The following is a 16,850-nucleotide window of genomic DNA, read 5'->3' as shown; positions in this document are numbered from 1 at the left end:
CGGGTTTGCTTTCGTTGATTTCGTCATGGGGTCCACTGTAAGGGCGTCGTATCGCAAAGGCTGAGACTGTGGCGAGACAACAAAATTATTGGGTCTGCAAGGATACCGGCAGCAGCACACCCACCTGCCCGACATAGGAAAAACAAGGTGCTGTGACTAAGGAGCGTGCGAACTTCACCGGTTTGGCCGGAGCAGGCCGCAATAAAGCCCTTCTATTGAGAAATCCTGATCAGGCAACACTTCGATGGGCGCGTAGTCGGGATTGCGCGGCAACAGCCGGATGCGATCCTTGGCGATCTTCAGCAACTTGACAGTGATCTCGTCATCGATGCGCGCCACCACGATCTGCCCCGAACGCGCGTCGCGGGTGCGATGTACGCCGATCAAGTCGCCATTGAAGATGCCTTCGTCGATCATTGAGTCGCCCTGCACTTTCAGCAGGTAATCCGGTGCGGGTGAGAAAAACACCTTGTCCAGCACCACGTAATCGTCCGAACCGATATCGGCACCGATCGGTAACCCGGCAGCAACGCGACCGAGGATCGGCAGGCGCAGCACCTGGTCGTTGGCCGCAGCCATCGCTGTAGCCGTCACGTCCGGGCCCACCGGTGGCCGAACCAAGCGAATGCCGCGAGCACGACCAGGCACGCGCTCGATGGCGCCAGCGGCCTCCAGGGCATCCAGGTGATATTGGGCCGAGCGCACACCTTTGAAGCCAAAGGCGCGGGCGATCTCGGTCTGCGATGGCGGCACTCCCTCCGCTTCGATGCGCTCGGCAATCAGATCGAGGATGGCTTGCTGGGTGTCAGTCAGATTCATGGTTAGTAGTATTACTACTAACAAATGCAGCGTCAAGCCATTTGAGCTACAGCGCTTCCAGACCCCGTAATGCGGCCGCCACGGTCTGCCTACGTACGGCATCACGGTCGCCATCGAAGTGGAACAGCTCGGCACGGGTGTACCCACCGCGACGTTTCCAGCCTATCCACACCGTGCCGACCGGTTTGTCATCGCTACCGCCGCCGGGACCAGCAATGCCGGTAACCGCTACAGAAACGCTGGCGCCGGAATGCACCAGCGCGCCCGACACCATTTCAATCACGGTTTCGCGGCTGACCGCACCTTGGCTTTCCAGCGTCTGCGGGCGAACGCCGAGCAATGCCTGCTTGGCCTCGTAGCTGTAAGCGACCATGCCGCTGTCGAACCAGTCGGACGAACCGGCCACGCCGGTCATTGCCTTGGCAATCCAACCGCCCGTACAGCTCTCGGCGGTAACCACACTGTCGCGGGCTGCTCGGAGGCGCTCCCCGAGCCGGGCAGCCAACTGGTCAAGTTCAATGTCGGTGGGGGACGTCATGGCGGTTTCCGTGGGGATCGCCAGCGTTGTATCGCACTTTGCCGGCGCCTGCTCGGCTCACCGTCTTAAGCCCTATAAAAGCAAAGGGCCGCTCAGCGACCCTTTGTGGTGTTTCTTCAATGAAAGCCGCGGCTCACCATTCCGGCTCCGGCTCCGGCAACAGCGCACGAATGACCGCACCCTCTGCGCTGGCGGCCAGCTTTTCGGCCTCGGCGATGGGAAGATCCACTTCGATCAACCAGCCTTCTTCGTCAGCCTGCTCGCTGCGGACGACCTCAAGCTGGTGTAGACGCGAACGCAGGCGACCCGCGCTCGGCGGCAGGCGCACTGTGCCAGTGACGTGCTGCAGCCCCAGCCGCTTGCCCAGTACCGACTGCAGCAACTCCAGGCCACGCCCATCGCGTGCGGAAACCCAGACCCGCTCGCGCCGCGCCTCGTCCGGAACGCCATCCTGCGCGTCATGCCGCACCTCGGCCCCTTCGATGCGATCAATCTTGTTGAATACCAGCAGTTGCGGCAAACCACCCGCACCCACAGCCTCCAACACTTCATCGACCTGCGCGATGCGCTCTTCACGTAGTGGATCGGCTGCATCGACCAGATGCAGCAGGAAGTCGGCTTCACGGGCCTCGGAGAGCGTCGAACGGAATGCCGCCACCAGATCATGTGGCAGATTGCGCACGAAGCCGACCGTGTCGGCCAGCATTGCATTGCCGCCCGGCAGCATGATGCGCCGTACTGTCGGATCCAGCGTGGCAAACAGCTGGTCGGCGGCGTAGGCATCAGCACCCGTCAAGGCATTGAACAACGTGGATTTGCCGGCGTTGGTATAGCCCACCAGGGCAACGCGCGGCATTTCACTGCGTACGCGCGCGCGGCGCATCTGGGTGCGCTGCACTTCCACTTTTTCCAGCCGCTTCTGCAGCTGTTCTACCCGCTTCTGCAGCAGGCGGCGGTCGGTTTCAAGCTGGGTTTCACCCGGACCACGCAGGCCGATGGCACCACCGCGCTGACGTTCAAGGTGAGTCCAACCTCGCACCAGACGCGTCGCCATGTGCCGCAGCTGCGCCAACTCGACCTGCAACTTGCCTTCGTGGCTATGTGCACGCTGGGCGAAGATATCCAGGATCAGACCGGTACGGTCAATCACGCGCCGCTCCAGGAAGCGCTCCAGGTTGCGCTCCTGCACGGGCGAGAGTTGGTGGTTGACCAGCACTAGATCGGCGCCGGTGGCGTCAGCGGCAGCTTTGACTTCATCCAGCTTGCCGCTGCCGATCAATGTGGACGGATTGGGGCGATCCATGCGCGCGGTGAGCGTCGCGGCGATGCTGGCGCCGGCGGAGCGGGCCAGATCGGTGAACTCTTCCAGCACATCCTCTTCCACCCGCCCAACGTGCGGCTGGATCAACAGCGCATGCTCGCCCTTCTTTGAGCGGTCAAACATGCGCCGTTACCTGCTTATTCGTTGTCGCTATCGTTGTCTTCATCGACTGCCTGGCTGCTATCAGAATCGGACGACTGCACGTAACCACCGCCCGGGCCAACCTTGACGTTGCGCGCCGGCACCACGGTGGAAATGGCGTGCTTGTAGACCATCTGACTGACGGTATTGCGCAGGAGCACCACAAACTGATCGAACGACTCGATCGTGCCCTGCAATTTGATGCCATTGACCAGGTACACCGACACTGGCACGCGCTCGCGACGCAACGCGTTCAGAAACGGATCCTGCAAAGACTGCCCCTTGGACATCGTCTACTCCTCGTTATTGTTCTTATGGGCCGGATTCAGCGACTCCCCATGCGCCGATCCGGAATAGCGATGTTACACCGCTGGGCAGCCTCTCACCTTCCCAGAAACAGCGAAACGGCGTTCTGCAGGCGTTGCATGTCGCTGGTGGGATCCAGCCAGCGGGCATCCAGCTCGCCACGCAACCAGGTCAGCTGGCGCTTGGCCAGCTGGCGGGTCGCGAATATTCCTTTGTCACGCAATTCAGCGGCGGTGCCCTCCCCGTCCAGGAACTGCCACGCCTGCCGATAGCCCACCGCCCGCACTGCAGGAAGGTCCAGCGGATTCTCCACTTTCGTCATCTGTGGCAAGGCACGCAGTTGCCGTACTTCGTCGAGAAAGCCATTGGCCAGCATCTGGTCGAAGCGTTTGGCGATGCGCTGATGCAACACCGCGCGGTCCGTTGGCGCCAGTACCAGCTTGAGCACTCGGGCCGGCAGACGAGCGATGCCAGGTTGCGCCTGCCAATAGCTGATCGGCTTGCCCGTCAGCCGGTACACCTCTAGCGCTCGCTGGATACGCTGCGGGTCAGTGGCATGGATGCGCTTGGCGGCAGCAGTGTCCACCTGCGCCAACTGCGCATGCATTGCCGGCCAGCCCAGCGTTTCGGCTTCGACAGTGATCTGCACGCGCAAGGCTGGATCAGCCTCCGGCATCGGCGACAGGCCCTGTAACAACGCGCGAAAGTACAGGCCCGTGCCGCCGGCTAGAATCGGCAACTTGCCGCGCGTCACGATGTCGCGCACCGCAGCAGCGGCAGCGGCAGCGAACTCGGCGGCCGAGTAGGTCTGCCACGGGTCACGCAGGTCCAGCAAGTGATGCCGGATGCCAGCCTGTTCTTCGGCATCCGGCTTGGCCGCGCCAATATTCAAACCGCGATACACCAGCGCCGAATCAACGCTGATGATCTCCCCGTCATAAGCCTTGGCCAGCGCAATCGCCGCCGCCGTCTTGCCCGAAGCGGTCGGCCCCATCAGGGCAATGGCCAGCGGGCGTTGATCCCCAGCCATCAATCCTCGTCCGGCCAGCGCGGCATCGTCGGTTTGTCATTGCGCGGCGCGGGCACGGCATCCATGGCAGCCAGCACCTTCAGCGCGTCGACTGTCGCTGCGACATCGTGCACGCGCACGATCATCGCGCCGCGCTGTACCGCCAACAGATGTGCGGCCACCGAACCCGCAACACGGTCCGCCGCAACGGCACGGCCCGTGATATCGCCGATACAGCGCTTGCGCGACAGACCCGCCAGCACCGGCACGCCCAGCGTCAGAAGCCGTTCCTGTCCGGCGAGGAGTGCGAAGTTCTGTGCGACATCCTTGTTGAAGCCGTAACCGGGATCAATTGCCAGTCGCTTGCGGCCGATGCCCGCCATCTCAGCCGCAAACACGCGCTCGGTCAGGAAGCGCTGCACCTCTGCCGCAATGTCACCATACGCCTGCGCAGCACCTGCATCGTAAGGGCCGCCCACTGCATGCATGAGCACTACCGCCGCATCGGAGCCGGCGACAACCTCCAACGCCCCCGGTTGCCGCAGCGCCTGCACGTCATTGACCATGCCAGCGCCGACCGCCAATGCAGCGCGCATCACCTCGGGCTTGAACGTATCCACGCTCACGGGCACACCAATACGGGCGACAAGTGCTTCGATCACCGGCATCACACGATCGATCTCTTCCTGTACCGATACCGGCGTAGCGCCGGGCCGGGTGGACTCACCGCCCACGTCCAGCAGATCGGCACCCTGCTCAACCAGCGATAATGCATGTGCGATGGCCGCATCGACGCTGAAATGCTGTCCACCATCGGAGAAGGAATCCGGGGTGACGTTGACGATGCCCATCACCTGCGGCCGGTCCAGCCGCAACAGGCGGCCAGCGCAATCCAGTGTCGGTGCTGTGTCGAACATCAGCGTTTATTCCTTGAACGGATCTTGTGGCCGATCAGGCTCATCACCACGCCCAGCACCACACCAATAAAAATGCCGGCCAGGAAATTGTTGTACTTCAGGCCAAAAGCGACACCGGCAACAGTGGCGATGATCATTTCCGGCATGTAGAGCGGCGGTGGCTGTGGCGGCTTTGGGTCGTTCATGGCGGGACCGGAGAGGCAGAAGACAGGGTCTATTCTCGCCCACCGCTGCGGTGGGCGCATACAAAAACGGGCCGGTAAACCGGCCCGTTTTCTGCAGCTATCGCACGAAGATCAGTGCTGACCGGCCGGATCGGTGATCGGCGTCACCGGGCGCTGGTCATCGCCACCCTTGCCGTCATCGGTACGGTCATTGTTGACGACCTTGGCTACCCAGCCTGCCGGCGGCGAAGGCACGCGGCCTTCCATGATCGCCTTGACCTGGTCGGCATCAATGGTCTCCCACTCCAGCAACGCGGCGGTCATCGCTTCGACGATTTCACGCTTTTCTTCCAGGATCTTCTTGGCAACGTCGTACTGCTCGTCCAGAAGGCGACGGATTTCCGCGTCCACCTTCTGCTGAGTGGCCTCGGAAATGGTCTTGCTGTGCATGCCGTAGCTGGCTTCTTCATCGGCATAGACCATGGTGCCCATCACGTCGGACATGCCGTACTTGGTCACCATGCCACGGGCCAACTTGGTGGCGCGTTCGAAGTCGTTGGAAGCACCGGTCGACATCTGACCGACGAAGATTTCCTCGGCGATGCGGCCACCGAACAGGATCGCCAGCTCTTCCAGCATGCGGTCCTTGTACTTGCTGATGTGGTCGTGCTCCGGCAACTGCCAGGTCACGCCCAATGCCCAGCCACGCGGCATGATCGTCACCTTGTGCACCGGGTCGGCCTTGGGCAGCGACATCGCCACCACCGCATGGCCGGACTCGTGATACGCGGTGTTGCGGCGCTCGTCCTCACGCATGACCATGCTGCGACGCTCGGGACCCATGTAAATCTTGTCCTTTGCGTCTTCGAAGTCCTTCATGTCGACTTCCTGCTTGTTGCGACGAGCCGCAAACAGGGCGCCTTCATTGATCAGGTTGGCCAGATCGGCACCGGAGAAACCCGGGGTACCACGTGCCAGCACTTCCGGCTTGACGTCATCCGCAGCCGGCACCTTGCGCAAGTGCACGCGCAGAATCTGCTCGCGGCCCTTGATGTCGGGCAAACCAACCATGACCTGACGGTCGAAACGGCCCGGACGCAGCAGCGCCTTGTCCAAGACGTCAGGGCGGTTGGTGGCGGCGATAACGATCACCCCTTCGCCGCCCTCAAAGCCGTCCATTTCGACCAGCATCTGGTTCAGAGTCTGCTCGCGCTCATCATGACCACCACCCATGCCCGAGCCGCGATGACGACCCACGGCATCGATTTCGTCGATGAAGATGATGCACGGCGCGTGCTTCTTGGCCTGCTCGAACATGTCGCGCACACGGCTGGCGCCGACGCCGACAAACATTTCAACGAAGTCCGAGCCGGAGATCGCAAAGAAAGGCACCTTGGCCTCGCCAGCAATGGCCCGGGCCAGCAGCGTCTTGCCGGTACCCGGCGGACCCACCATCAGGACGCCGCGCGGAATCTTGCCGCCGAGCTTGGTGAACTTGGTCGGATCACGCAGGAACTCGACCAGTTCGCCCACTTCCTCCTTGGCTTCATCGCAACCTGCGACGTCAGCGAAGGTGACCTTGATCTGATCCTCGCCCTGCAGCTTGGCGCGTGATTTGCCGAAGGACATCGCGCCCTTGGCACCACCGCCACCGCCCTGCATCTGGCGCATCATGAAAATCCAGAAGCCGATCAGCAGCAATACTGGCAAGAACTGCAGCACCAGGCCCCAGAAACCCGGGCCGGTAGCAGGCTCCTGACGCGCTACTTCAACGTTCTTGGAATACAGCTGATCCAGCAACTTGGAATCGGCCGGAGCGAACAGCGCGCCTTCCGAGCCATCCGAACGCTTGAAGCGCAGGTGGTTGGTGGTCAACGTGGTTTTGTCGGTGTACTCGACCGATTTAATCCGGCCCGAGTCCACTTCCTGCAGGAACTGGGTGTAGTTGCGTGCATCACCGGCAGTCACAGCTGCGCCACGGGGCGCAAAGCTCTGGAACACCACCATCAGCACGACGGCGACAACCACCCATAGCAGGAGGTTCTTGGTCAAGTCGTTCATCCTCATCGGCTCCGGCGTTCCTCTAATTTCTGACGCAATTTATGTGATTGAGATTACTTGATCTGCGCACGCTTGCCTTGACCCAAGGCATAAACCTCAGATGAACGCTTGCGTGAAGCGTCCGGCTTGCGAATGGCGACTTTTTCATAACGACGACGCATCTCGCGTACGTAATCATCAAAGCCAACGCCCTGGAACAACTTAATCAGGAACGCGCCACCGGGCTTGAGGTGGTTGTCGGCAAAATCCAACGCCAACTCCGCCAAGTGCATCATCCGCGGCTGGTCGACGGCATCCATACCGCTTTTATTGGGGGCCATATCCGACAGCACAAGGTCCACCGGCTGATCGCCGACCATGGCTTCAAACTGAGATAGAACGTCCTGCTCCCTGAAGTCGCCGTGAAGGAACTCCACGCCTGCTAAAGGCGGCATTTCCAGAATATCCAACGCCAGCACCCGGCCAGTGTCGCCCATCTGCCTACGCACCTGTTGCGACCAGCCACCGGGCGCAGCGCCCAGGTCGACCACCACCATGTGCGGCTTCAGCAGCCGGTCACGCTCCAACAGCTCTTCCAACTTATAGGCTGCACGCGAGCGCATGCCCTCCTTCTGGGCCTTTTTCACAAAAGGATCGGAGAAGTGTTCTTTCAACCAGCGCTGGCTGCTCTTACTACGGGAGGGCATTGGCAATAGGGCTCACAGGGGTGGTCATGATACCCTGAACCCCCTTGATAACCCGTATTCCTGCATGTCTATTGTCCTGACCTCGGCCCAGAACCGATTCCTGCGCGGCATCGCGCACGATCTGAAAGCACTGCTGCAGATCGGTGGCAAGGGGGTCACGCCTGCCTTCCTGGCTGAATTGGACGAAGTGCTGGAGCGCCACGAACTAATCAAGGTGAAGGTCGGCGCTGAAGACCGCGAAACCCGTGATGCCCTTATCGACGAGTTGGCCAAAGCCAGTGGTAGCGCGCTCGTGCAGCGCATCGGCCACGTCGCCGTGCTCTATCGCCCGGCCAAGGAACACCGTCAGATCGTGCTACCCCGCGGCTGAGAGCCGAGAAACCGCCATGCTGTTGAGCCGCGAACTTCCTGATTACAGCTATTCCCTGCGCTCGGCCGACGGCCATCAGGCCAAGGTCAATGACCGCATCCTGACCCGAAGCTTCGTGCTGGCGCCAAACACGCTACTGGAAGATTGGCCGGTACAGGCGGTGGCTGATCTAACCATCGAGCACTTGGCCCCGGCGCTGGAACAAAACCCCGCGGTGGTGATTCTCGGCACCGGTGAGAAGCAGGTATTTCCATCGGCAGCCGTAATGGCTGCATGCCTGACCCAAGGCATTGGCATCGAAGTCATGAACAATGCCTCCGCCGCCCGCACCTTCAATGTACTGGCTGGCGAGAATCGCCGCGTCGTGGCGGCTTTCATTGTCGAACGCGCGGACTGAACCCGCTGCCCGTACTATCCAACAGCAAAAGCCCGGCCTGAAGCCGGGCTTTTTATTTAGCGGCATCAAATCGCCTGAACCGTTTCCTAGCGCAGACGCAACGGCTCGCCCTTGATCCAGCACACCACCAGCACCAACAGAACAACGCTCCAGTTGTAGATCAGGAAGCGCACATAACTGGTGGCCGGCGGGAAGATGAAAAAGCCAGCAACCAACAGCACGAAGGCAATCGCATAGATGAGCCAGCCCTGCCAGGTGATCGGCAATCCCCACCCCCATCCCTGCGTTTTGGCGGGAAACCAGTAGTCCGGTTTCTGCATGAAGACCCCCTGTCATATCAAGATGAAATCAGCCGCGGTGATCCGCACCGCGCACGCCATCATCCCAAGCCCCACAAGAATGAGCGACGTTCCATTCGGAGGCCGGCCCGCGCCCATTAGGGGGTGGGCGCGGCAACTTACTTCTTCGGTAGATAGATCAACGGATCGACCGGCTTGCCGTTGTAGCGGATCTCGAAGTGCAGCATGTCGCGCGAGGTCCCCGTGCGGCCCATTTCAGCGATCTGATCACCCGCCTTGACGCTCTGACCTTCATTGACCAGACGTTTACGGTTGTGGCCATACGCCGACAGCCACTGATCGTTGTGCTTGATGATGATCAACTCGCCGTAACCCACCAGACCGGCGCCCGAATACACCACCACACCGGGACCTGCCGCACGCACGGCCTGCCCACTGCTGCCGGCGATATCGACGCCCTGCTTGGTCGCCTCACCCGCAACGAAGCGACCGACCAGCGCACCTTCAGCCGGCCAACGCCAGCCGATGCCGCTGCTCACCGGTGCCGGAGTGGCCGCTGGAGTAGTGGTAGTTGGGCGCGTCGCGGTGCTGCCGCCGGTTGCCGGGCGCGTTGCTGCGGTACTGCCACCGGGATAGAGCCGCAGCGTCTGTCCCGGATAGATCGTGTACGGCTCAGCCAGCCCGTTCCAGTTACCGAGGTCACGCGGGGTGATGTTGTGGATCCGGGCAAGCCCGTAAAGCGTGTCTCCGCGACGCACCACCACGCTCTGACCCGGCTTGGCCACGGACGCGCGCGGCGTGGTCGACGTAGCACCACCGCCAGACGGCTTCACCACTGTGGCCGTGCCGCAACCGGCCAGTGCGGCTATCGCCAGCAGTGCCACCGCATTGCGGATTCCTTTGCCCAACAGCTTTGCATTCATGCGAATTTCGCCCTCCAGACCAACCAACCGACCAAGCCGGCCACGATTACCGTGGCAATCCAGCCCAACGGTTCAATCCAGCGGCGCAGCGCCTCGGCCGCGCGCGCGCCACCAAAGCGGATCACCGCTGCCAATACATACACCCGCTTGCCGCGCCCGACCAACATGCTGATCAAGTACTGCGGCAACGGTACGCCGACGATACCCGAGGCCCAGGTGAAAACCTTCATCGGGATGGGCATGAAGCCGCCCAATATCAGGAACGTGACCACCGCCCACGGCGATTCGGCCATTTTCTGTTGCAAGGTGGCAATGCCAGCCTCAATGGCCGGCAGCATGCCCATCGCAGCGAACACAGGCTTCAGCGCCTCGAATGCGTAATGACCGAGCGCATAGCCGACCAGCGCACCCACCATCGAGCCCGCCAGGCTCAACGTCGCAAAACGCCAGCCCTTGCGCGGCTGGGCCACACACATCGGCATCAACATCACTTCCGGCATGACCGGGAAGATGATCGCTTCGATGAAGCTCAGGATCGTCAGATAGGTGGGCGCACGCTCGTGGCTGGCCCAGCGCATGGCACGGTCGTACAACGGCCCGAAAATCTTCATTGCGATTGGTGATCCTGTCTTAGTCCAACATGCCCGACAGCAGGGGCACGAAGCTCACCGGCGCCAGTTCTTCCTTGGTAATGGTGCCATCGGCCTGCCGTGTCAGTTGCAACAGCACCTGTCCACCCGGCCCACCTACTGGCGCCACCAAACGCCCGCCAATGGCGAGTTGCTCGATCAATGCATCCACCAGCGCAGGTGCGGCGGCGGTCACCACGATCGCATCATACGGACCATGCTCGGGCCAGCCGATACGGCCGTCGTCATGTTTGCTGCGGATGTTCATCCCCAGATGGCGGAAGCGCTTGCGCGCCTGCCGCAACAAATCGCCGATGCGCTCGACAGTGAACACCTCCAGCCCAAGCGCGGCCAGGATCGCGGCCTGGTAACCGGAGCCGGTGCCCACTTCCAGCACCGTTTTGGGTTCAACCGACAGGACCGCCTCAGTCATGCGCGCCACCACCCACGGCTGGGAGATGGTCTGGCCGTGGCCTATCGGCAGAGCCGTGTCTTCATAGGCCCGGGAAGCCAAAGCCTCGTCGATGAACAGGTGGCGAGGTACGACACGTACTGCATTGAGGGTGGCTTCGTTGACGATGCCGGCCTCGCGCAGGCGGTCGACCAAGCGATCGCGCACGCGTTGTGAAGTCATACCGATGCCCACCGCTTCGGGCTGTAGGCGCAGGCGCGGCGTCATTCCGCCTTCCCCAATGCGCCGGTAAGCCCGCCCACCCAGCCAGCGACTTTCTCAAGCGCCTCGTAGCGGGTCAGATCCACCTGGATCGGAGTGATCGAAATATGACCGGTGCGCACCGCGTGGAAATCGGTGCCCGGGCCGGCGTCCTGCTCACTGCCGGCCGGGCCGATCCAGTAAACGGTATTGCCACGCGGGTCGGTCGCCGGAATGCAGGCCTCGGCGCGATGCCGATTACCCAGGCGGGTAACCTCAAAGCCGCGAACGTCTTCCCATGCCATATCCGGCACGTTGACGTTGAGAATCGTGTCGGCCGGCAGCGGATCGGCGATGAGCCGCGCCACGATTTCCACCGCAGCCTTGGCAGCCGTGCGGAAATGCTTGGCTTCATGCTTGTGCGTGACCAACGACACCGCCACCGATGGCAGGCCAAGGAAACGGCCTTCCATCGCTGCCGAAACCGTGCCCGAATAGATCACGTCATCGCCGAGGTTGGCCGCATTGTTGATGCCTGACACCACGATATCCGGCTCGTAATCCAGCATGCCGGTCAGCGCCAGGTGCACGCAGTCGGTTGGCGTACCCGACACCGCAAAGGTGTAGTGGTCGATGCGGCGCAGACGCACCGGTAGATCGAGGGTCAAAGAGTTGGACGCGCCGGAGCGGTCACGGTCGGGCGCCACCACGGTGACTTCATGTCCGGCATTGCGGAGCTCCTCGGCGAGCACTTTGATGCCCGGAGCGTCCACACCATCGTCGTTTGATACAAGTACGCGCATTAAAGGCCTGAATCACTGGATCAACACGCGGCGCCCCTGTCCCGCCGCCGCAGTCATCGGCACTTCCGGCTGGGTGACCACCGGTCGAACCGACATGAAGGGCCATGATACCGGAATGCGTCGCGGCACTTCCCCCTCAACCAGGACTTGCCTGCGACCGAGCGCACGTTACGCTGTGCGCATGCCGTACCCCGATGATGAAGATGATGCCGCCCTGTTCCGCTCAGCCATTGGCGAAGTGACGCCGATGCGCCCAGTGGAGACCGCGGCCATGGGCAAACCCCGCCCCAAGCCGCGCGCACGCATGGCTGAGCAGGATGAAACCCAGGCGCTGGGCGAGTTTGCCCGGCTGTTGCGTTCCAGCACGCCACTGGATGCTGGCGACGTGGCCAGCTATCGGCGCGAGAACCTGCCTGCACGGATGTTCCAGCGGCTGAAGCGCGGCCAGTATTCAGTGCAGGATGAATTGGACTTGCACGGTGCCACCGCCGCGCAGGCCGAAATGATGCTGCGCGAGTTCCTGCTGGAAGCCCACGCACACGAACACGGCTGTGTACGCATCATCCACGGCAAGGGCCTGCAGTCCGATGGCGGTGCGCCGGTCTTGAAGAATCTGGTGGATCGGATGTTGCGCCAGCGCAACGATGTGCTGGCGTTTCATTCCGCGCCCTTGACGCAAGGCGGCACCGGCGCAGTGCTGGTGCTGCTGGCCAATCGCTGAGACGGCGACTTACTCGGCGGCGGATGCTTCGCCGCGACTGGCATCGATTTCGCCACGACTGGCGTCAACCACTTCGCCCAGTTCATGCAGCACCGCCGTTGCGTAGCAACCTGACGGCAGCGCAAATGAGATCTCCAGCGTTTGTGCATCCAGCCAGGCGTGTTGCATCAGTGCGGGGCGCAGGCGCAGCGAGCGCCGCTCCTGCTTGAGTTCAGCCTGTTCCAGTCCAGCGCGCAGAGCGATGGCCTGCTCGTCGGACAGGGCCTGATCTTCCAAGGCGCGCGCGGCGCCGGTCGAGCGCAGCTCACCCACGCCCCACAGTGGCGCGCTGGGGTGAATATCGAAGCGCGCCAGACGCTCGGCCAGTACGTCGCTCATCGGCTCAGGGCCAAACACCGAACGACTGCCGTCCAACATCCACACTTCCCCATCCAACGGCGTGTCCCAATTCCCCTGCTCCACGCGCGCAGCCAGCACCCGGTTGAACAACGCCGAACGGGCAGCCGATAGCAGCATCGAACGCTGATCCTTACGCACACGGCGACCGGCAAACATCTGCAACGCGGCGGGTACGTTCCCGCCATCGCGACCAAAACGCTGTTCGCCAAACCAGTTGGGCAGGCCGCGTGCGGCGATGATCTGCAAACGCTCGGCAATGGCCTCTTGATCGCCCTGAACATCGCGCAGCACCAGCTTGAACCGATTGCCGGCCAGGGCACCGCGTTGCAGCTTGCGGTTGTGCCAGGTCGATGCCAGCACCTGCATTTCTTCCGACTCCAGCGCCGCCAGATCCGGTGCCACTCGCTTGGGCAGGTGCACACTGAAGCGCTGCGTGGTTACGGCGTGGCGATCTTTCTGCCCGGCGTAGCTCACGCCCATTTCCGGCACGCCGGCCCATTGGGCCAGGCGCTTGGCGATGGCCACCGTGTTGGCGCCGCGCTTGCGGATATCCAGCAGCAGATGTTCGCCCTCGCCTGTCGCCTCAAAAGCCGGCAGTTCATCAACCTGGAAATCTTCAGGCACGCTACGAATCGCGGCGGTCAGCAGCGGCGCACCGAACGCCAACGGCAGCGCCTTCATGCGGCCACCAGCAACACGACGGCTTGCGCGGCTATGCCTTCTTCACGACCGGTGAAGCCCAGCTTCTCGCTGGTCGTGGCCTTGATGCTCACTCGATCCAGTCCGATACCGAGGAGCTGCGCCACTTTTTCGCGCATGGCCAGCGCATGCGGACCAACCTTCGGCCGCTCACAAATCACCGTGATATCGGCATTGCCGACCTGCCAACCGCGCTCGCGCAGCAATTCATTGCAATGACTGACGAAACAGCTGCTGTCCGCGCCCTTCCAGCGATCATCCGATGGCGGGAAATGCACGCCGATATCACCCAGCGCAAGCGCGCCCAGCATGGCATCGCACAGTGCATGCAGCGCTACATCTCCATCACTATGTGCAAGCACGCCACAACGGTGCGGCACGCGCGTGCCACCGAGCATGATGTGATCGCCTTCGCCGAAGGCATGCACGTCATAGCCCTGGCCGATGCGGAGGGGTGGGAAATGAGCAGAAGAATTCATGGCAATACAGTTGGTCTTGGCTGCGTCGGCGGCAAGCGCCGACAGGGGTCAGCTGCCGCGTCGCGACAACTCGAATTCAAAACGGGCCAGATCGGCCGGCGTGGTGACCTTGAAGTTGCTCTCGGCACCTTCTACCAATAGCGGCCGAACGCCCAGGCGCTCCATCGCCATCGCCTCGTCGGTCACGTCCACACCGGCACTGCCGGCGTCGAGCAAGGCGCGGGTCAACTGGTGACGACGGAACAACTGCGGTGTCAGGGCGCGCCACAGGCGCTCGCGCGGTTCGGTGCGATCAATGCCGCCGTCATCGCCGGCACGCTTTAGGGTATCGCGCACCGGTGCAGCAAGAATGGCCCCGACCGGATCGGCACGCCCCACTTCCAGCAATCGCCCCAGGTCCACCGCGGCCAGATTGGGACGCGCGGCGTCGTGCACTAGCACGAAGTCGTCGGCGCGCACGCTGTCCGGCAATGCCTGCAAGCCCGCCAGCACCGATGCGGCGCGGGTTTCGCCGCCCACGCAGGTGAGTACCGGCTTGTCGGCGAACGAGGTCCAGCCGGGCCAGTCGGCATCGTTTTCGGCAATGGCCACCATCACCCCGGCCACGCCGGGATGCGACAACAGCGCCTGCAGGGCATGCGCCAGCAACGGCTCGCCATCGGCCAGCAGATACTGCTTGGGCACCGGGCTACCGAAGCGGGTGCCACGGCCAGCGGCGGGAACCACCGCCCATACCTGAGTGATCACGGGACCGTCTCCAATTGCGCTGGGTCACTGTGTTCGACGGGGCCAGCCGCCGGCGCACGCGGTGCAGACACCGGCGCGTCTTCGACCACGCGATAGAACTTCTCGCCGGGCTTGATCATGCCCAGCTCACTACGCGCGCGCTCTTCGATGGCAGCTTCGCCTTCCTTCAGGTCTTTGACCTCGGCGGCCAATGCATCATTACGCTGCTGCAGGCCATCGTTGTCCCGCTTCTGGTTGGCGACCTGGGCTTCGAGCATCATCACTTCACCCGAATTGCCCGGACCGAACCAAAAGCGGTACTGCAGCCAAGCCAGCAGTACCGCGAGCACCAGCAGCAGCCAGCGCCAGTTGCGCATCAGCGTCAGCGCTTCAGTGACACGAACGCATCACGACCGGCGTAACGCGCGCCGCTGCCGAGGGCTTCCTCGATGCGCAGCAGCTGGTTGTACTTGGCCACGCGATCGCTGCGGCACAGCGAACCGGTCTTGATCTGGGTGGCGGTGGTAGCCACGGCGATATCGGCAATGGTGGTGTCTTCGGTTTCGCCCGAGCGGTGCGAGACGATGGCCGCATAGCCGGCCTTGTCAGCCATGGCGATAGCTTCGAGGGTCTCGGTCAGGGTGCCGATCTGGTTGACCTTGATCAGGATGGCGTTGGCAGTACCGGACTCAATGCCTTCGGCAAAGATCTTCGGATTGGTGACGAACAGGTCGTCACCCACCAACTGCACCTTCTTGCCGATGCGGTCGGTCAGCAGCTTCCAGCCAGCCCAATCGTTTTCGGCCAGGCCGTCTTCGATGGTGATGATCGGGTACTGGGTGGTCCAGTCAGCCAAAAACTCGACGAATTGCTCAGAGGTCAGGCGCTTGTTCTCGCCGACCAGGTTGTACTTGCCGTTCTCGTAGAACTCACTGGAAGCGACGTCCAAGCCGAGCAGAATGTCTTCGCCGGCCGTGTAGCCGGCCTTGCCGATGGCTTCCAGAATGGTGTCCAGCGCCTCGACGTTGCTGCGGAAATCCGGCGCGAAGCCGCCTTCATCGCCCACCGCCGTGCTCAGGCCATGGCCCTTCAGCACAGACTTGAGCGCATGGAAAATTTCGGTACCGGCGCGCAGCGATTCGCTGAACGAGCTAAAGCCAACCGGCAGCACCATGAACTCCTGGAAGTCCACGTTGTTATCGGCATGCGCACCACCGTTGATGATGTTCATCATCGGCACCGGCAGCGACGGCGTGGCGCCGGTCTTGCTGGCCAGGTATTGCCACAGCGCCTGCTTCTTGGAAGCAGCAGCGGCATGCGCGGCAGCCATCGAAACACCCAGCAGCGCGTTGGCGCCCAGGCGGCCCTTGTTCTCGGTGCCGTCCAGGTCGATCAGGCGACGGTCCAGGCCCTGCTGGTCATCGGCATCGAAGCCAGCCAGCGCGGTGGCGATGGCACCGTTGATGTTGCCCACCGCATTGCGCACGCCCTTGCCCAGGTAACGGGTCTTGTCGCCATCGCGCAGTTCCACCGCTTCCTTGGTGCCGGTGGAAGCCCCCGAGGGCACTGCGGCGCGGCCGAAGGAGCCGTCGGCCAGGGTGACTTCGGCTTCCAGCGTGGGGTTGCCACGGCTGTCGAGGATTTCACGGGCGTGGATCTTGGCGATGTTGGTCATGGTCTGGGGAATAGGCTCGTTTGGGTGAGTCTGCAATCGACGGGAAACACAAAAACCGTCGGGAAGTTTAAACGAAGCGCAGGCCGGCGCGGCGCGTTGCTTTCGCCTGAAAGCGG

22 protein-coding genes are annotated in these 16,850 nt (G+C 62.5%); 3 read left to right on the top strand and 19 right to left on the bottom strand.

Annotation, left to right across the window (positions count from 1 at the left end; all coding sequences use genetic code 11):
• Nucleotides 1-174: 174 nt before the first annotated feature.
• The 9 genes from lexA to rlmE form a co-directional block, all read right to left on the bottom strand.
• Nucleotides 175-819, bottom strand: coding sequence for a transcriptional repressor LexA (gene lexA, locus PAN08_RS06990; RefSeq protein ID WP_269790736.1), 645 nt, complete (start codon nt 817-819; stop codon nt 175-177).
• Nucleotides 820-865: 46 nt separating this feature from the next.
• The gene (locus PAN08_RS06985) at nt 866-1,357 is read right to left on the bottom strand and encodes a CinA family protein (protein WP_269790735.1); all 492 of its coding nucleotides are present in this window, start codon (nt 1,355-1,357) and stop codon (nt 866-868) included.
• A gap of 133 nt (nt 1,358-1,490) precedes the next feature.
• On the bottom strand, nt 1,491-2,801 hold the full coding sequence (gene hflX / locus PAN08_RS06980; RefSeq protein WP_269790734.1) for a ribosome rescue GTPase HflX: 1,311 nt from the start codon (nt 2,799-2,801) through the stop codon (nt 1,491-1,493).
• Between the two features lie 14 nt (nt 2,802-2,815).
• The gene (gene hfq, locus PAN08_RS06975) at nt 2,816-3,109 is read right to left on the bottom strand and encodes an RNA chaperone Hfq (RefSeq protein ID WP_269790733.1); all 294 of its coding nucleotides are present in this window, start codon (nt 3,107-3,109) and stop codon (nt 2,816-2,818) included.
• A gap of 92 nt (nt 3,110-3,201) precedes the next feature.
• The gene (gene miaA / locus PAN08_RS06970; protein ID WP_269790732.1) at nt 3,202-4,155 is read right to left on the bottom strand and encodes a tRNA (adenosine(37)-N6)-dimethylallyltransferase MiaA; all 954 of its coding nucleotides are present in this window, start codon (nt 4,153-4,155) and stop codon (nt 3,202-3,204) included.
• Entirely contained in the window at nt 4,155-5,051 is an 897-nt protein-coding gene (gene folP, locus PAN08_RS06965) for a dihydropteroate synthase (RefSeq protein WP_269790731.1), read from the bottom strand. The genes miaA and folP overlap by 1 nt, the downstream gene beginning before the upstream one ends.
• The gene (locus PAN08_RS06960; RefSeq protein WP_269790730.1) at nt 5,051-5,236 is read right to left on the bottom strand and encodes a hypothetical protein; all 186 of its coding nucleotides are present in this window, start codon (nt 5,234-5,236) and stop codon (nt 5,051-5,053) included. The genes folP and PAN08_RS06960 overlap by 1 nt, the downstream gene beginning before the upstream one ends.
• A gap of 111 nt (nt 5,237-5,347) precedes the next feature.
• Nucleotides 5,348-7,276 (bottom strand): ATP-dependent zinc metalloprotease FtsH, encoded by a 1,929-nt coding sequence (gene ftsH, locus PAN08_RS06955; protein ID WP_269790729.1) that lies wholly within the window; start codon nt 7,274-7,276, stop codon nt 5,348-5,350.
• A gap of 53 nt (nt 7,277-7,329) precedes the next feature.
• A complete protein-coding gene (gene rlmE, locus PAN08_RS06950) occupies nt 7,330-7,962 on the bottom strand; it encodes a 23S rRNA (uridine(2552)-2'-O)-methyltransferase RlmE (RefSeq protein ID WP_269791196.1) in 633 nt (210 codons plus the stop codon).
• Nucleotides 7,963-8,026: 64 nt separating this feature from the next.
• Here rlmE and yhbY point away from each other — a divergent pair, with 64 nt between their 5' ends.
• Both yhbY and PAN08_RS06940 read left to right on the top strand, forming a co-directional pair.
• Nucleotides 8,027-8,332, top strand: a complete 306-nt coding sequence (yhbY, locus tag PAN08_RS06945) for a ribosome assembly RNA-binding protein YhbY (RefSeq protein ID WP_269790728.1) — start codon at nt 8,027-8,029, stop codon at nt 8,330-8,332.
• 16 nt (nt 8,333-8,348) lie between these two features.
• Entirely contained in the window at nt 8,349-8,729 is a 381-nt protein-coding gene (locus PAN08_RS06940) for an Mth938-like domain-containing protein (protein WP_269790727.1), read from the top strand.
• A gap of 86 nt (nt 8,730-8,815) precedes the next feature.
• Here PAN08_RS06940 and PAN08_RS06935 read toward each other — a convergent pair whose 3' ends face one another.
• The 5 genes from PAN08_RS06935 to surE all read right to left on the bottom strand — a co-directional run bounded on the left by PAN08_RS06935 (nt 8,816) and on the right by surE (nt 12,035).
• Nucleotides 8,816-9,049 (bottom strand): hypothetical protein, encoded by a 234-nt coding sequence (locus PAN08_RS06935; RefSeq protein ID WP_269790726.1) that lies wholly within the window; start codon nt 9,047-9,049, stop codon nt 8,816-8,818.
• Nucleotides 9,050-9,186: 137 nt separating this feature from the next.
• A complete protein-coding gene (locus PAN08_RS06930) occupies nt 9,187-9,951 on the bottom strand; it encodes a peptidoglycan DD-metalloendopeptidase family protein (protein ID WP_269790725.1) in 765 nt (254 codons plus the stop codon).
• Nucleotides 9,948-10,562: a YqaA family protein gene (locus tag PAN08_RS06925; RefSeq protein ID WP_269790724.1), complete on the bottom strand. Its 615-nt coding sequence runs from the start codon at nt 10,560-10,562 to the stop codon at nt 9,948-9,950. Before PAN08_RS06925 ends, PAN08_RS06930 begins: the two co-directional genes overlap by 4 nt.
• A 19-nt stretch (nt 10,563-10,581) precedes the next feature.
• Nucleotides 10,582-11,259 (bottom strand): protein-L-isoaspartate(D-aspartate) O-methyltransferase, encoded by a 678-nt coding sequence (locus tag PAN08_RS06920; protein WP_057632464.1) that lies wholly within the window; start codon nt 11,257-11,259, stop codon nt 10,582-10,584.
• Nucleotides 11,256-12,035 carry a 5'/3'-nucleotidase SurE gene (gene surE, locus PAN08_RS06915; protein WP_269790723.1) on the bottom strand — a complete coding sequence of 260 codons (780 nt, stop codon included), beginning with the start codon at nt 12,033-12,035 and terminating at the stop codon, nt 11,256-11,258. Before surE ends, PAN08_RS06920 begins: the two co-directional genes overlap by 4 nt.
• 181 nt (nt 12,036-12,216) lie before the next feature.
• Between surE and PAN08_RS06910 the strand changes: the two genes are divergently transcribed.
• Nucleotides 12,217-12,756 carry a Smr/MutS family protein gene (locus PAN08_RS06910; protein ID WP_269790722.1) on the top strand — a complete coding sequence of 180 codons (540 nt, stop codon included), beginning with the start codon at nt 12,217-12,219 and terminating at the stop codon, nt 12,754-12,756.
• Nucleotides 12,757-12,765: 9 nt separating this feature from the next.
• Here the strand turns inward: PAN08_RS06910 and truD are convergent, their stop codons facing one another.
• From truD to eno, 5 genes are read right to left on the bottom strand one after another with little or no spacing between them, the layout of a single operon-like run.
• Nucleotides 12,766-13,836, bottom strand: coding sequence for a tRNA pseudouridine(13) synthase TruD (gene truD / locus PAN08_RS06905; RefSeq protein WP_269790721.1), 1,071 nt, complete (start codon nt 13,834-13,836; stop codon nt 12,766-12,768).
• A complete protein-coding gene (gene ispF / locus PAN08_RS06900) occupies nt 13,833-14,333 on the bottom strand; it encodes a 2-C-methyl-D-erythritol 2,4-cyclodiphosphate synthase (protein WP_269790720.1) in 501 nt (166 codons plus the stop codon). Before ispF ends, truD begins: the two co-directional genes overlap by 4 nt.
• A gap of 48 nt (nt 14,334-14,381) precedes the next feature.
• On the bottom strand, nt 14,382-15,080 hold the full coding sequence (gene ispD, locus PAN08_RS06895) for a 2-C-methyl-D-erythritol 4-phosphate cytidylyltransferase (RefSeq protein ID WP_269790719.1): 699 nt from the start codon (nt 15,078-15,080) through the stop codon (nt 14,382-14,384).
• The gene (ftsB, locus tag PAN08_RS06890) at nt 15,077-15,436 is read right to left on the bottom strand and encodes a cell division protein FtsB (RefSeq protein WP_269790718.1); all 360 of its coding nucleotides are present in this window, start codon (nt 15,434-15,436) and stop codon (nt 15,077-15,079) included. The genes ispD and ftsB overlap by 4 nt, the downstream gene beginning before the upstream one ends.
• 5 nt (nt 15,437-15,441) lie before the next feature.
• On the bottom strand, nt 15,442-16,734 hold the full coding sequence (gene eno / locus PAN08_RS06885; protein WP_269790717.1) for a phosphopyruvate hydratase: 1,293 nt from the start codon (nt 16,732-16,734) through the stop codon (nt 15,442-15,444).
• Nucleotides 16,735-16,850 lie beyond the last annotated feature (116 nt).

Origin of the sequence: Stenotrophomonas sp. Iso1, assembly GCF_027497995.1 — a bacterium.
Classification (GTDB): Bacteria; Pseudomonadota; Gammaproteobacteria; order Xanthomonadales; family Xanthomonadaceae; genus Stenotrophomonas.
Note: the sequence above shows the minus strand (reverse complement) of the source record. Positions and strands in the feature narration are given on the sequence as shown.

Excerpts from the sequence above, each read along its gene's own strand:
- lexA (WP_269790736.1), bottom strand. The coding sequence starts at position 819 with ATGAATCTGACTGACACCCAGCAAGCCATCCTCGATCTGATTGCCGAG.
- PAN08_RS06985 (WP_269790735.1), bottom strand. The coding sequence starts at position 1,357 with ATGACGTCCCCCACCGACATTGAACTTGACCAGTTGGCTGCCCGGCTC.
- hflX (WP_269790734.1), bottom strand. The coding sequence starts at position 2,801 with ATGTTTGACCGCTCAAAGAAGGGCGAGCATGCGCTGTTGATCCAGCCG.
- hfq (WP_269790733.1), bottom strand. The coding sequence starts at position 3,109 with ATGTCCAAGGGGCAGTCTTTGCAGGATCCGTTTCTGAACGCGTTGCGT.
- miaA (WP_269790732.1), bottom strand. The coding sequence starts at position 4,155 with ATGGCTGGGGATCAACGCCCGCTGGCCATTGCCCTGATGGGGCCGACC.
- folP (WP_269790731.1), bottom strand. The coding sequence starts at position 5,051 with ATGTTCGACACAGCACCGACACTGGATTGCGCTGGCCGCCTGTTGCGG.
- PAN08_RS06960 (WP_269790730.1), bottom strand. The coding sequence starts at position 5,236 with ATGAACGACCCAAAGCCGCCACAGCCACCGCCGCTCTACATGCCGGAA.
- ftsH (WP_269790729.1), bottom strand. The coding sequence starts at position 7,276 with ATGAACGACTTGACCAAGAACCTCCTGCTATGGGTGGTTGTCGCCGTC.
- rlmE (WP_269791196.1), bottom strand. The coding sequence starts at position 7,962 with ATGCCCTCCCGTAGTAAGAGCAGCCAGCGCTGGTTGAAAGAACACTTC.
- yhbY (WP_269790728.1), top strand. The coding sequence starts at position 8,027 with ATGTCTATTGTCCTGACCTCGGCCCAGAACCGATTCCTGCGCGGCATC.
- PAN08_RS06940 (WP_269790727.1), top strand. The coding sequence starts at position 8,349 with ATGCTGTTGAGCCGCGAACTTCCTGATTACAGCTATTCCCTGCGCTCG.
- PAN08_RS06935 (WP_269790726.1), bottom strand. The coding sequence starts at position 9,049 with ATGCAGAAACCGGACTACTGGTTTCCCGCCAAAACGCAGGGATGGGGG.
- PAN08_RS06930 (WP_269790725.1), bottom strand. The coding sequence starts at position 9,951 with ATGAATGCAAAGCTGTTGGGCAAAGGAATCCGCAATGCGGTGGCACTG.
- PAN08_RS06925 (WP_269790724.1), bottom strand. The coding sequence starts at position 10,562 with ATGAAGATTTTCGGGCCGTTGTACGACCGTGCCATGCGCTGGGCCAGC.
- PAN08_RS06920 (WP_057632464.1), bottom strand. The coding sequence starts at position 11,259 with ATGACGCCGCGCCTGCGCCTACAGCCCGAAGCGGTGGGCATCGGTATG.
- surE (WP_269790723.1), bottom strand. The coding sequence starts at position 12,035 with ATGCGCGTACTTGTATCAAACGACGATGGTGTGGACGCTCCGGGCATC.
- PAN08_RS06910 (WP_269790722.1), top strand. The coding sequence starts at position 12,217 with ATGCCGTACCCCGATGATGAAGATGATGCCGCCCTGTTCCGCTCAGCC.
- truD (WP_269790721.1), bottom strand. The coding sequence starts at position 13,836 with ATGAAGGCGCTGCCGTTGGCGTTCGGTGCGCCGCTGCTGACCGCCGCG.
- ispF (WP_269790720.1), bottom strand. The coding sequence starts at position 14,333 with ATGAATTCTTCTGCTCATTTCCCACCCCTCCGCATCGGCCAGGGCTAT.
- ftsB (WP_269790718.1), bottom strand. The coding sequence starts at position 15,436 with ATGCGCAACTGGCGCTGGCTGCTGCTGGTGCTCGCGGTACTGCTGGCT.
- eno (WP_269790717.1), bottom strand. The coding sequence starts at position 16,734 with ATGACCAACATCGCCAAGATCCACGCCCGTGAAATCCTCGACAGCCGT.